Source organism: Streptomyces sp. L-9-10, from assembly GCF_004151105.1.
Classification (GTDB): Bacteria; Actinomycetota; Actinomycetes; order Streptomycetales; family Streptomycetaceae; genus Streptomyces.
The window spans coordinates 86,856-99,126 of the sequence record NZ_PHRF01000066.1 but is presented as its reverse complement, the minus strand read 5'-3'; the positions used below and the strand labels follow the sequence as shown (position 1 = coordinate 99,126).

General features: G+C 71.3%; 9 protein-coding genes. 1 reads left to right on the top strand and 8 read right to left on the bottom strand.

Annotated elements, in window-relative coordinates:
• Positions 1-175: 175 nt before the first annotated feature.
• A complete protein-coding gene (locus CU044_RS18460; RefSeq protein WP_129769822.1) occupies positions 176-1,060 on the bottom strand; it encodes a TIGR01777 family oxidoreductase in 885 nt (294 codons plus the stop codon).
• Between the two features lie 43 nt (positions 1,061-1,103).
• Here CU044_RS18460 and CU044_RS18455 point away from each other — a divergent pair, with 43 nt between their 5' ends.
• Positions 1,104-1,601: a GNAT family N-acetyltransferase gene (locus tag CU044_RS18455; RefSeq protein ID WP_129769821.1), complete on the top strand. Its 498-nt coding sequence runs from the start codon at positions 1,104-1,106 to the stop codon at positions 1,599-1,601.
• Between the two features lie 39 nt (positions 1,602-1,640).
• On the opposite strand, the gene CU044_RS18450 is transcribed toward CU044_RS18455, so the two are convergent.
• The 7 genes from CU044_RS18450 to CU044_RS18415 form a co-directional block, all read right to left on the bottom strand.
• Positions 1,641-2,162: a DUF4240 domain-containing protein gene (locus tag CU044_RS18450; protein WP_129769829.1), complete on the bottom strand. Its 522-nt coding sequence runs from the start codon at positions 2,160-2,162 to the stop codon at positions 1,641-1,643.
• Between the two features lie 108 nt (positions 2,163-2,270).
• Positions 2,271-3,236, bottom strand: coding sequence for a WYL domain-containing protein (locus tag CU044_RS18445; RefSeq protein ID WP_129769820.1), 966 nt, complete (start codon positions 3,234-3,236; stop codon positions 2,271-2,273).
• Positions 3,237-3,392: 156 nt separating this feature from the next.
• Positions 3,393-6,062, bottom strand: coding sequence for a pyruvate dehydrogenase (acetyl-transferring), homodimeric type (gene aceE / locus CU044_RS18440; RefSeq protein ID WP_129769819.1), 2,670 nt, complete (start codon positions 6,060-6,062; stop codon positions 3,393-3,395).
• A gap of 217 nt (positions 6,063-6,279) precedes the next feature.
• Complete coding sequence (locus CU044_RS18435) at positions 6,280-6,903, bottom strand: GntR family transcriptional regulator (RefSeq protein ID WP_129769818.1); 624 nt, start codon at positions 6,901-6,903, stop codon at positions 6,280-6,282.
• Between the two features lie 134 nt (positions 6,904-7,037).
• Positions 7,038-8,849 carry a 2-oxoglutarate dehydrogenase, E2 component, dihydrolipoamide succinyltransferase gene (sucB, locus tag CU044_RS18430; RefSeq protein ID WP_129769817.1) on the bottom strand — a complete coding sequence of 604 codons (1,812 nt, stop codon included), beginning with the start codon at positions 8,847-8,849 and terminating at the stop codon, positions 7,038-7,040.
• 96 nt (positions 8,850-8,945) lie between these two features.
• The gene (gene lpdA / locus CU044_RS18425) at positions 8,946-10,334 is read right to left on the bottom strand and encodes a dihydrolipoyl dehydrogenase (protein ID WP_129769816.1); all 1,389 of its coding nucleotides are present in this window, start codon (positions 10,332-10,334) and stop codon (positions 8,946-8,948) included.
• Between the two features lie 255 nt (positions 10,335-10,589).
• A complete protein-coding gene (locus CU044_RS18415) occupies positions 10,590-12,119 on the bottom strand; it encodes a leucyl aminopeptidase (RefSeq protein WP_129769814.1) in 1,530 nt (509 codons plus the stop codon).
• Between the last annotated feature and the right edge of the window lie 152 nt (positions 12,120-12,271).

Sequence of the window (12,271 nt, the reverse complement as noted above, 5' to 3'; positions counted from 1 at the left end):
ACGCACCCGTACCCACGGCCCGCCGGAGGCGCACCGCGTACCCCGGCGACAACCCGCACACGACGGCCGGCCCGAGCCGAGACGCACCCGTACCCACGCCCAGCAACCCGCACACGACCACCGGCCCAGCCCAAAACGAACGCCCCCGGACCGCCCCCCGCCGGAGGCGCCCCCCCTACGCCACACGAATCGCCTCCTCAATCGTCGGGAACGCGAACCTGAAGCCCGACTCCAGCAGCCGCGTCGGCACCACCCGTTGGCTCCCCAGGACCTCCGCCGACAGCTCGCCCAGCGCCACCCGCAGCGCCACCGCCGGGACCGGGAACGGCGTCGGGCGGCGCAGGACTCGCCCCATCGCCGCCGTGATCTCGCGGTTCGTGGCCGGTTCCGGTGCGGTGAGGTTCACCGGGCCTTCCAGGCTTTCCGTGTCGATCAGGTGCCGCAGCGCGGCCACCTCGTCGTGGAGCGCGACGAAGCTCCAGTACTGGCGCCCCGAGCCGATCCGTCCGCCCAGGCCCGCGCGGAACAGCGGGAAGAGCCGGCCCCAGGACCCGCCCCCGCGCGCGACCACGAGGCCCGTGCGCGCGAACACCGTGCGTACGCCCGCCTCTTCCGCCGCCAGGGCGGCTTCCTCCCACTCGACGCAGAGCGAGGGGAGGAACCCGTCGCCCGGAGGCGCGCTCTCGTCCACCTTCCGGTCCCCGGTCTCGCCGTAGAAGCCGATGGCGGACCCGCACACCAGCACCCGTGGCGGCTGGTCCAGGGTGGCGACGACCTCCGCGATCGTGGCGGTGCCGAGGACTCGGCTGTCGCGGAGTTCCTTCTTGTACGCCTCGGTCCAGCGGCGGTCGCCGATGCCGGCTCCGGCGAGATGGACCACGGCCTCGCAGCCGTTGAGGCGGCGGCCGTCGACCCGCTGCCGCAGCGGGTCCCACTCGACTTCGTCGGCCGTCCGGGCGGGGCGCCGTACCAGGCGGACCACCTCGTGGCCGTCGGCGCGAAGGGAGCGTGCGAGTGCCGTACCGATGAGCCCGGTGGAACCGGTGATCGCGATCCTCATGGGCCCATCCTGCCCGTGGAACGCCCCATGGCACAGTTGCGCCATGTCCGACGCACAGATACGTCCCGCGGTCCCTTCCGACGACGGCAGCCTGGGCGAGCTCGACCGGGCGACCTGGTCGTCGCTGCACGCCGTGTCGCCGCGGCCGGAGCCGCCGTACGGTCCCTTCTTCGACGCGCGGCACCGGCCCGAGGAATTCCTGGTCGCCGAGGTCGACGACGAGCGGATCGCCGGCTACATCCGGGTGGTGCGGCCCACGCCGCTCGCCAGCAACGCGCATGTACGGCAGATCCAGGGGCTCGCGGTCCACGAGTGGGCGCGCGGGCGCGGGGTGGCCCGCGCTCTGCTGCGCGCGGCGGCGCTGCACGCGCGCAACCAGGGCGCACGGCGGCTCACGCTGCGCGTGCTGGGCCACAACGCGCCGGCCCGCACGCTGTACGAGAAGGAGGGCTATGCCGTCGAGGGCGTGCTGCCCGGGGAGTTCTGTCTCGACGGCGTGTACGTGGACGATGTGCTGATGGGGATCTCGCTGACGGACTGAGCGCGAGGGGAGCGGCGCGCGGCCGGGTCCGGACAGGACCTACGAGCCGCCGAAGCGCTCGGAGAGCCGGGGGAAGCGTTCGGCGAGTGCCGCCTCGTCCTCGAAGTCCAGCGGTGTGCCCTCCGGCTCGGCGGGCTGCGAGGCGATGCCCAGGGCGGGGGCCACCACCCCGGTCAGCTGTTCGTACGCCTCGTCCGCCGCGTACCCCAGTTCCTCGCCGTCCCCGTCGATGTCCGGGTCGAAGTCGTCGAGCAGCTCGGCGAGCGCGTCCGGATCGTGCAGCGCGCCCTCGAAGATCTCGCGGCCCTGGCCGATGAGCCAGCAGCGGAAGTAGTCGAAGGCGTCGTCGCTGACGCCGCCGAGCAGTACGGCGGCGGCGCCCCACAGGTCCCAGCGGTACGCGCGGTTGTAACGCGACTCGAAGTGGCGCGAGAAGTCCAGTACGGAGTCGGGGTCGAGCTGCAGCAGCCGCTCGACCAGCTGATCGGCCTGGTCCTCGGGGTCGCCCTCGGCGATCTCGCGGGTGCTGTCGACGATCTCCCAGAACTCCGTCTCGTCCATCACGGGTCCAGCATCGTGCTTACGGGAGGGCGGCGCATGCCGAGCCACGGATTGTGAGCCGTTTCGTTGCCGGGTGTTCGGGTCCGTCGCCGCGGGGCGGCGTCCTGGTCATCCGTACAGCGTCCGCATCCGCCGCGCGGCCTCGGCGAAGCGGTCGCGCAGGGTGGCCGGGCTCAGGACCTCCACATCGGGGCCGAGCGTGAGCAGCTGGGAGTACGCGACGTCCTCAGACTCCACCGGCAGCGTGAGCGTGACCAGGCCGCGGTCGTCCGGCGGGTCCGCCGTGGCGAGCGCCTCGCGCGCGGCCTCGCGGTCGACGGTGTACGGCAGCCGCAGGGCACCGTCCGCCGAGAGCCGGATCAGGACCTCCGTACGCAGCAGCGAGCGCGCGAACTCCGCGGCGCGCTCCTCCCAGAACCCGGGCAGATCGAAGGTCTCATCCCTGGAAAAACGTTCCTGCAAGGTCTCCGCCGAGGTGAACCGGTCCACTCGGTAGACGCGGAAAGACCCCTGGGAACAGGCGCAGACGTACCAGACACCGGCCTTGAGCACGAGACCGTACGGGGCGAGCTCCCGCTCCACCTCGATGTCCCGGCGCAGGTAGCGCGCCGCGACCAGCCGGTCGCCCCAGACCGCCTCGGCGAGGACCGGCAGCAGCTCGGGCGTCTCCGGCTCCTGGTACCAGCCCGGCGCGTCCAGATGGAAGCGCTGCGCCGCCGAGTCCGGGGCGTCCCGCAGCGACGGCAGCAGCGCCGCGGACACCTTCAGCCGGGCCGCCGACGAGATGTCGTCGAGGCCCATCTCCCGCAGCGCGCCCGGCACTCCGGAGAGGAACAGCGCCTCGGCCTCGCCGCGCGCCAGCCCGGTCAGCCGGGTGCGGTAGCCGCCGACCAGCCGGTAGCCGCCGCTCCTGCCCCGGTCCGCGTAGACCGGGACCCCGGCCTCGGAGAGCGCCTGGGCGTCCCGGGTGATGGTCCGCTCGGACACTTCGAGCTCCCGGGCCAGTTCGCCCGCGGTCATGGAGGGCCTGGACTGGAGCAGGAGCACCATCTTGATCAGCCGAGCAGCACGCATGGATCCATGATGCAGGGAACCCCCGCCACAGCGTGACGGGGGTTCTCCCGGGGCATGACCGGACATCAGGCCCGGCCTCGGCTGCCGCAGCGCTCAAAGGCCGCTGGACGCAAGGCCGTAGCGCTCAGAGGCCGTGGCGCTCAGAGACCGCGGAACTCAGAGGCCGTAGCGCTCGCGGGCCTCCACGACCCGCTCCGGCTTGACCTCGCCCCGGCGGGCCAGCTGCGCCAGCGCCGCGACCACGATGGACCGGGCGTCCACGCCGAAGTGACGGCGGGCCGCCTCGCGGGTGTCGGAGAGCCCGAAGCCGTCCGTACCGAGCGAGGTGTAGTCCTGCTCGACCCACTGGCTGATCTGGTCGGGGACCTGACGCATCCAGTCGCTGACCGCGAGGACCGGACCCGGCGCGCCGGCCAGCGCGCGCGTCACATACGGCACCCGCTCCTCGCCGTGCAGCAGCGCCTCGTCGGCCTCCATCGCGTCCCGGCGCAGCTCGCCCCACGACGTGGCGGACCAGACATCGGCGGTGACGCCCCAGTCGTCGGCGAGCAGTTCCTGTGCCTCCAGGGCCCAGTGGATCGCCGTACCGGACGCCAGCAGCTGGGTACGGGGGGCGTCGGCCGCGGCCGGGGTGCCCTCCTTGAAGCGGTACAGGCCCTTGACGATGCCCTCCTCGACGCCTTCCGGCATCGCGGGCTGCGGCATCGGCTCGTTGTAGACCGTCAGGTAGTAGAAGACGTCCTCGGCCTCGGGGCCGTACATCCGCCGCAGGCCCTCCTTGACGATCACGGCGATCTCGTACGCGAACGCCGGGTCGTAGTTGAGCGCGGCCGGGTTGGTGGACGCGATCAGATGGGAGTGGCCGTCGGCGTGCTGGAGTCCCTCGCCCGTCAAGGTCGTACGGCCCGCGGTGGCGCCGACGATGAAGCCCTTGCCCAGCTGGTCGGCGAGCTGCCACATCTGGTCGCCCGTGCGCTGCCAGCCGAACATCGAGTAGAAGATGTAGAAGGGGATCATCGTCTCGCCGTGCGTCGCGTACGACGTCGCCGCGGCGATGAAGTCCGCCATCGAACCGGCCTCGGTGATCCCCTCGTTGAGGATCTGGCCGTCCTTGGCTTCCTTGTAGTACATGATCTGGTCGCGGTCGACCGGGTCGTACGTCTGGCCGAGCGGCGAGTAGATGCCGGCCGACGGGAACAGCGCCTCCATACCGAAGGTGCGGGCCTCGTCCGGGACGATCGGGACCCAGCGCCTGCCGGTCTCCTTGTCCCGCATCAGGTCCTTCATCAGCCGGACGAACGCCATGGTGGTCGCCACCGACTGCTTGCCCGAACCCTTGTAGACCGCCTGGAACGGCTTCTCGGACGGCTCGGGAAGGGCCACGGCGTGCACCCGGCGGGCCGGGGCGGGGCCGCCCAGCTCCGCGCGGCGCTCCTGGAGGTAGCGCACCTCGGGGGAGTCGGCGCCGGGGTGGCCGTACGGTACGAGGCTGTCGTCCAGCTTCGCGTCCGGGATGGGCAGCTCCAGCAGATCGCGCATGGCGCGGAACTGGTCGCCCGAGAGCTTCTTCATCTGGTGGTTGGCGTTGCGCGACTCGAAGCCGGAGCCGAGCGTGTAGCCCTTCACCGTCTGCGCCAGGATCACGGTCGGGGCACCCTTGTGCGCCAGGGCCGCGCGGTAGGCCGCGTACACCTTGCGGGCCTCGTGGCCGCCGCGCGAGGTGTAGAAACACTCGGCGATCTTCGCGTCGGACACCAGCTTCGAGAGCTCGATGAGCGCCGGGTCCACGCCGAAGAAGTGCTCGCGGATGTACGCCACGTCGCGGGTCGCGTAGGTCTGGAACTGCGCGTCGGGCACCTGGCGCAGCCGGCGTACCAGCGCACCCGTCGTGTCCAGGGCGAACAGCTCGTCCCAGGCCGAGCCCCACAGCGACTTGATGACATTCCAGCCGGCGCCGCGGAACTGCGCTTCCAGCTCCTGCACGATCTTGAAGTTGGCGCGGACGGGACCGTCGAGCCGCTGGAGGTTGCAGTTGATGACGAAGGTCAGATTGTCCAGCTGCTCACGGGACGCGAGTGCCAGGGCCGCCGTCGACTCGGGCTCGTCCATCTCGCCGTCGCCGAGGAACGCCCAGACGTGCGAGGCGGAGGTGTCCTTGATGCCGCGGTTGGTCAGATAGCGGTTGAAGCGCGCCTGGTAGATCGCGGAGAGCGGGCCGAGCCCCATCGAGACGGTGGGGAACTCCCACAGCCAGGGCAGCCGGCGCGGATGCGGGTACGAGGGCAGGCCCTTGCCGCCCGCCTCCTGGCGGAAGTGGTCGAGGTCCGACTCGGTCAGCCGGCCGTCGAGGAAGGCGCGGGCGTATATGCCGGGGGAGGCGTGGCCCTGGATGTAGAGCTGGTCGCCGGAACCGTCCCCCTCCTTGCCGCGGAAGAAGTGGTTGAAGCCGGTCTCGTAGAGCCAGGCCGCGGACGCGAAGGTGGCGATGTGGCCGCCGACGCCGTATCGGGCGCCGCGGGTGACCATGGCCGCCGCGTTCCAGCGGTTCCAGGCCGTGATCCGGGACTCCATCGCCTCGTCGCCGTCGAAGGCGGGCTCGGAGGCGGTGGGGATGGTGTTCACATAGTCGGTCTCCAGCAGCGCGGGCACCGGGACCCCGGCCGTTCCCGCGTGGTGGAGGGTGCGCCGCATCAGATAGGCGGCGCGGTGCGGGCCGGCGTGCTCGGTCACGGCATCGAGCGAGGCCGCCCACTCGGCGGTCTCCTCGGCATCACGGTCCGGGAGCTGGTCGAGCTCGCTCGGAAGCTTGCCTACGGGGTCGGGCATGGTCGCCGCCTTCCGGACAGGAGGGGGGTGGAGAAAGAGCCTTGTCTGGCAGGACAGGGCGGAGGACTGGGTGCAGTCCGTCTAAGACTGTAAGTCGCTGATCGATGATCGATCAAAGGGTTGAAAGGCAAAACTTCTCGATCTGGAGGAATTGGCATTCCGTGCCACAGAAGGGGGCACCGAGTGACGGAGAGTGAGTCATGACAGAAGGGGTGATTCAGGCGCGCGGCGCACATCCGAGCACATGGTCCTTCACCAGTGCGCCAATGCCGGGATCCCTTCTGCGGAACGCCTCGACCAGTTCCTCGTGCTCCTCGGCGTACGACTTCTGCACCGTTCCCAGCCAGCGGATCGACAGCGCGGTGAAGACCTCGATGCCGAGCCCTTCCCAGGTGTGCAGCAACACACTGTTACCGGCCGCTCGCACCAGCTCCCGGTGGAAGCCCACGGTGTGCCGCACCTGGCCGGTCCCGTCCGCTCTCCGGTCCGCCTCGTACAGCGCCAGTACGTGCGGCTCCAGGGCCGAGCAGTCCCGCGCGAGACGCTCGGCGGCCAGCTCCGCGGCGATCTGCTCAAGGCCCGCCCGCACCGGATAGCTCTCCTCCAGATCGGCCGCGGTCAGGTTCCGTACCCGTACGCCCTTGTTGGGCGCCGACTCGATCAGCCGCAGACTCTCCAGCTCGCGCAGCGCCTCACGTACGGGCGTCTGGCTGACCTGTAGTTCGGTCGCGATGCGCCGCTCCACGATCCGCTCACCCGGCTTCCAGCGGCCGCTGACGATCCCCTCCACGATGTGCTCGCGGATCTGTTCGCGCAGCGAGTGGATGACGGGCGGGGTCATGAAGCGCTCCTGGGGACAGCGGTCGATGGATGAACGATACGGCGGCGTGCACCATACGGCGGCGCCCCCGCCCGGAGATAGATCCGGGCGGGGGCGCCGTTGCCGTACGTGTTTTTGGCTTGTTCGCCTCGGGCCTACAGACCGAGCTCGACCTCGAACTCGCCGGCCTCCAGAATCGCCTTGACCGCCGTCAGGTAGCGGGCGGCGTCGGCGCCGTCCACCAGCCGGTGGTCGTAGGAGAGCGCGACGTACGTCATGTCGCGCACCGCGATCGTCTCGCCGAGGTCCGGGTGGTTGATGACCACGGGACGCCGGACGGTGGCACCGATGCCCAGGATGGCGACCTGGTTCGGCGGCACGATGATCGTGTCGAACAGCGCACCGCGCGAACCGGTGTTGCTGATGGTGAAGGTCGCGCCGGCCAGGTCGTCCGGGGTGATCTTGCTCGCCCGGACCGCCGCCGCCAGCTCCGCGGTCTTCTTGGAGATACCGGCGATGTTCAGATCGCCCGCACCCTTGATGACCGGGGTCATCAGACCCTTCTCGGAGTCCACGGCGATGCCGATGTTCTCCGAGTCGAAGTACGTGATCGTGCCTTCGCCCTCGTTGATCCGGGCGTTGATGACCGGGTGGGCCTTCAGCGCCTGGGCCGCCGCCTTGACGAAGAACGGCATCGGGGAGAGCTTGACGCCCTCACGGGCGGCGAAGGACTCCTTGGCCTGGGCGCGCAGCCGCATCAGCTTGGTGATGTCCACCTCGACCACGGAGGTCAGCTGGGCCTGCGTCTGGAGCGCCTTCAGCATGTTGTCGCCGATGACCTTGCGCATGCGGGTCATCTTGACGGTCTGGCCGCGCAGCGGGGACGCCTCCAGCGTGGGCGCCTTCGACGCGGCGGGAGCGGCTGCCGGGGCGGGGGCCTGTGCGGCGGCACGCGCGGCGGCCTTGGCGGCCTCCGCGGCGGCGATGACGTCCTGCTTGCGGATACGGCCACCGACGCCGGTGCCCTTGACCGCGCCCAGGTCGACGCTGTTCTCGGCGGCGAGCTTGCGCACCAGCGGGGTGACGTACGCGCCGTCGTCGCCGGTGGTCGCGGCGGGCGCCGGGGTGACCGGGGCCGGGGCCGCCGGGGCCGGAGCGGCCGGAGCAGGAGCCGCGGGCGCGGCCTGGACCGGCGCGGGCGCCGGAGCCGGGGCGGCCGGAGCCGGAGCCGGAGCGGCGGCGGGTGCCGGGGCGGGGGCCGGAGCCTCCTGGACCGGCGCGGGCGCCGGAGCGGCAGGAGCCGGAGCGGCGGCCGGGGCCGCCCCCGGAGCGCCGATGACGGCGAGCTTGGCGCCGACCTCGGCGGTCTCGTCCTCGCCGACCACGATCTCCAGCAGCACACCGGCGACCGGAGCGGGAATCTCGGTGTCGACCTTGTCGGTGGAGACCTCGAGCAGCGGCTCGTCCTCCGCGACCTCCTCGCCGACCTCCTTCAGCCAGCGGGTGACGGTGCCCTCGGTGACCGACTCGCCCAGCGCGGGCAGCGTGACGTCGGTGCCGGAGGCGCCACCGGCAGGGGCGGCGGCGGGCTCGGGCTGTGCGGCCGGAGCCGCGGGAGCCTCGGCCACGGGGGCCGGGGCGGCGGGGGCCGGGGCGGCGGGGGCCGGAGCGGGCTCGGCGGCGGGGGCCGGAGCGGCCTCCGTCGGCTGGGCCGCCTCGACGCCGCCCGTCCCGTCGTCGATGATGGCCAGCTCGGCGCCGACCTCCACGGTCTCGTCCTCGGCCACCTTGATGGAGGCCAGCACACCGGCCACCGGGGCGGGGATCTCGGTGTCGACCTTGTCGGTGGAGACCTCGAGCAAAGGCTCGTCGGCCTCGACGCGCTCGCCCTCGGCCTTCAGCCAGCGGGTGACAGTGCCCTCGGTGACGCTCTCGCCGAGCGCCGGCAGGGTTACGGAAACCGCCATGGTTTCAGTTGCTCCTAACGATGGGGTCTCCCCAGCTCGCGCGGAGCGCCGAGCGAGGGGAAGTGCGGTAGTGGTCGTCGCGCCCGGACTGAGGCATCAGTCGTGGGAGTGGAGGGGCTTGCCGGCCAGGGCCAGGTGGGCCTCGCCGAGAGCCTCGTTCTGGGTCGGGTGCGCGTGGATGAGCTGCGCGACCTCGGCCGGCAGAGCCTCCCAGTTGTAGATCAGCTGAGCTTCGCCGACCTGCTCGCCCATACGGTCACCGACCATGTGGACGCCGACCACGGCGCCGTCCTTGACCTGGACGAGCTTGATCTCGCCCGCGGTCTTGAGGATCTTGCTCTTTCCGTTGCCCGCGAGGTTGTACTTGAGGGCGACGACCTTGTCCGCGCCGTAGATCTCCTTGGCCTTGGCCTCGGTGATACCCACGGAGGCGACCTCGGGGTGGCAGTACGTCACCCGCGGCACGCCGTCGTAGTCGATCGGAACGGTCTTCAGACCGGCCAGCCGCTCGGCCACCAGAATGCCCTCGGCGAAGCCGACATGCGCGAGCTGGAGGGTCGGGACGAGGTCACCGACCGCCGAGACGGTCTCCACGTTCGTGCGCATGTACTCGTCGACGACGACATAGCCGCGGTCGGTCGCGACGCCCTGCTCTTCGTACCCGAGACCCTCGGAGACCGGACCGCGGCCGATCGCGACGAGCAGTATCTCCGCCTCGAACGTCTTGCCGTCGGCCAGCGTCACGCGGACGCCGTCCGGGGTGTACTCGGCCTTCTCGAAGAACGTACCGAGGTTGAACTTGATGCCGCGCTTGCGGAAGGCGCGCTCCAGCAGCTTGGAGCTGTTCTCGTCCTCGGCCGGGACGAGGTGCTTGAGGCCCTCGACGACCGTGACGTCCGTGCCGAACGACTTCCACGCGGAGGCGAACTCGACGCCGATGACACCGCCGCCCAGGATGATCGCGGACTGCGGGACCCGGTCCAGGGTCAGTGCGTGGTCCGAGGAGATGACACGGTCGCCGTCGATCACTAGACCCGGCAGCGACTTCGGTACGGAACCGGTCGCGAGGAGGACGTGACGGCCCTGGACGCGCTGCCCGTTCACATCGACGGAGGTGGGGGAGGAGAGCCGGCCCGCGCCCTCGATGTAGGTCACCTTGCGGGAGGCGACCAGACCCTGGAGGCCCTTGTACAGGCCCGAGATGACCTCGTCCTTGTACTTGTGGACACCCGCGATGTCGACGCCGTCGAAGGTGGTCTTGATACCGAACTGCGCGCTCTCGCGTGCCTGGTCGGCGATCTCGCCGGCGTGCAGCAGGGCCTTCGTGGGGATGCAGCCGTTGTGCAGGCAGGTGCCGCCCAGCTTGTTCTTCTCGATCAGTGCGACGTCCAGGCCCAGCTGCGCTCCGCGCAGCGCCGCGGCGTAACCGCCGCTACCGCCGCCGAGGATCACTAGGTCGAAAACGGTGCTGGCGTCGTTCGCCACGTCACGTCCTCCATGCATGTGCGCCGGGCGCGGTCCGGTGACCGGGCGGCGGCTGGTCTTCGGCCGCTATGTCTTCGGCCCTGTGGTGGGGGCCCTGTCCTGCCGAGAACCCATCTTCGCACTTGTCGAAGCAAGACGGGACGCGGGGCCCCGGAGGTGAGACGGGCCACATCGTTCTGCCGCCCTCGCCCACCTCCGGAGCCCCGGTCCCGCGGCCGGCCGGAGCCGCCCGCCGGCCGTCGCGCGGACCCGCGGTCAGCCCAGGTCGCCCGCGGCGGTGCGCTCCGCCAGCTTCACGAGCGTACGGATCGAGGCGCCCGTACCGCCCTTCGGCGTGTAACCGTACGGCGCCCCCTCGTGGAAGGCCGGGCCCGCGATGTCCAGGTGGGCCCAGGTGATGCCCTCGCCGACGAACTCCTTCAGGAAGAGCCCGGCGACCAGGCCGCCGCCCATCCGCTCGCCCATGTTCGCGATGTCGGCGGTGGGGGAGTCCATGCCCTTGCGCAGGTCGGCGGGGAGCGGCATCGGCCAGGACGCCTCGCCGGCCTCCTCCGCGATCTCGTGGATCGAGGTACGGAACGCCTCGTCGTTCGCCATGATGCCGAACGTGCGGTTGCCCAGCGCCAGCACCATCGCGCCGGTCAGGGTCGCCACGTCGACGATCGCGTCCGGGTTCTCCTCGGAGGCCCGGGTCAGCGCGTCCGCCAGCACGAGCCGGCCCTCGGCGTCGGTGTTGAGGACCTCGACGGTCTTGCCGCTGTACATGCGCAGCACGTCACCCGGGCGGGTGGCCGTGCCGGACGGCATGTTCTCCGCGAGGGCGAGCCAGCCGGTGACGTTGACGGCGAGACCGAGCCTGGCGGCGGCGACGACGGCGGCGAACACCGCGGCGGCGCCGCTCATGTCGCACTTCATCGTCTCGTTGTGACCGGCCGGCTTCAGCGAGATGCCGCCCGAGTCGTAGGTGATGCCCTTGCCGACGAGGGCGAGGGTCTTCTCCGCGTCGGGGTGCGTGTAGGCGAGCTTCACCAGCCGCGGCGGGTTGGCCGAGCCCTGGCCGACCCCGAGGATGCCGCCGTAGCCGCCCTTGGCGAGCGCCTTCTCGTCGAGGACCTGCACCTTGATGCCGTTCTCCTTGCCGGCGGCGGTGGCCACGGCGGCGAAGGACTCGGGGGTGAGGTCGTTCGGCGGGGTGTTCACCAGATCGCGGGCGCGGTTGACCTCCTCGGTCAGCGCGATCGCGCGCTCGGCGGCGGCCTTGTGCGCCTTGTCGCGCGGCTTGGCGCCCAGCAGTGCCACCTCGCCGAGCGGCTGCTTCGGGCCGTCGCCCTTCTTGGCGTTCTTCTCGCCGCCCTGGTAGGCGGTGAAGGCGTACGCGCCGAGCAGCGCGCCCTCGGCGATCGCCTCGACGTCCTCGGACGCCTCGACGGGCAGCGCGAACGCGGCCTTCTTCACGCCGGACAGAGCGCGCGCGGCGACCCCGGCGGCACGGCGCAGCGGCTCGGCGCCGTACGTCGCGTCCTTCTTCGGGACCGGGCCGAGCCCGACCGCGAGGACGACCGGTGCCTTCAGGCCCGACAGCACGGGCAGCTTGGTCACCTCACCCTCGGCACCCGAGGCGCCGAGGGTCTCCAGGACGGAGGCGAGCTTTCCGTCGAACGCCTTGTCCACGGCCTCGGCGCCCGGCGCCACAACCGGCCCTTTGGCGCCCTTCGCGACGCCGACGACAATCGCGTCGGCGCGCAGCGTCGCCGCCCCGGAAGTGCTGAGAGTGAGAGCAGTCACGGTGGTGAAATCTCGCTTTCGTTAGGTTCGTTGGCGGTCGAGGGGTGGGCCGACCGAGCCCGCCGCATCGTAAGCGGGCGCTCTGCGCGGCGGCAACGAGCCTACGCTCAGTGATATCCGCCGCCGACGGGGGCGGCGGTTCCTTCGGCTGT

Coding starts and splice junctions, on each gene's coding strand:
- CU044_RS18460 (WP_129769822.1), bottom strand. CDS start 1,060: ATGAGGATCGCGATCACCGGTTCCACCGGGCTCATCGGTACGGCACTC.
- CU044_RS18455 (WP_129769821.1), top strand. CDS start 1,104: ATGTCCGACGCACAGATACGTCCCGCGGTCCCTTCCGACGACGGCAGC.
- CU044_RS18450 (WP_129769829.1), bottom strand. CDS start 2,162: ATGGACGAGACGGAGTTCTGGGAGATCGTCGACAGCACCCGCGAGATC.
- CU044_RS18445 (WP_129769820.1), bottom strand. CDS start 3,236: ATGCGTGCTGCTCGGCTGATCAAGATGGTGCTCCTGCTCCAGTCCAGG.
- aceE (WP_129769819.1), bottom strand. CDS start 6,062: ATGCCCGACCCCGTAGGCAAGCTTCCGAGCGAGCTCGACCAGCTCCCG.
- CU044_RS18435 (WP_129769818.1), bottom strand. CDS start 6,903: ATGACCCCGCCCGTCATCCACTCGCTGCGCGAACAGATCCGCGAGCAC.
- sucB (WP_129769817.1), bottom strand. CDS start 8,849: ATGGCGGTTTCCGTAACCCTGCCGGCGCTCGGCGAGAGCGTCACCGAG.